The organism is Corallococcus terminator, assembly GCF_003611635.1.
Taxonomy (GTDB): Bacteria; Myxococcota; Myxococcia; order Myxococcales; family Myxococcaceae; genus Corallococcus; species Corallococcus terminator.
Window position 1 is genome coordinate 1 of the sequence record NZ_RAVZ01000782.1, and the last position, 536, is coordinate 536.

Annotated in this window: 1 protein-coding gene; it reads right to left on the reverse strand. The window is 66.4% G+C overall.

The genetic code is table 11. The annotated features are described in order from the left end of the window. Positions 1 to 312, reverse strand: a 312-nt coding sequence (locus D7V88_RS43540; protein ID WP_158625298.1) for a hypothetical protein, incomplete at its 3' end; no start/stop codon positions are given. Positions 313 to 536 lie beyond the last annotated feature (224 nt).

The following is a 536-nucleotide window of genomic DNA, read 5'->3' on the forward strand; positions in this document are numbered from 1 at the left end:
GACCGTGAGGCCGTCGGCACGGAGGGCCTGGCAGAAGCCTTCACAGGCGAGGGCCGTAGGGGCGAACACCTCGGCGTGAAGCGTCGGGGGCGCGGCCGTCGCCGATGCGACGTTGGAGGCAGCGAGGGCCTGCGCCGCGATGCACTGAAGGTCGGCGACAATGAGGCCAGGGGACACGCGCAGGGCGGAGGCCGATGCGGCAGTGGAGCCGACAAGCAGTTGGGTGAGGAGGAAGAACGTCGGAACGGTTTCGGCCAGGCTGTCGTGTGCGCGCGCAGCTTGGAAGTTCGTGTGCGGAAGGGGCTGGGGCATGCCTGGAGTCTAGCACTAATTAGTGCAAATTGCTCCGTAATTAGTGCGGAATGACAGAGGGCGCACTCTGGGACGGGACGGCCGCGCGCCTTGGGCCCCTGATGCATTCGAATGAGCGCTGGGGTGGATTGGGGCCGGAAAGGAAGGCCTCAGGGGTTGGAAGGAACACTGCTTCCGGCAGTCGTTGTCCGGGCGCCCGGACAACGCATGGCACTGCGGGAGGA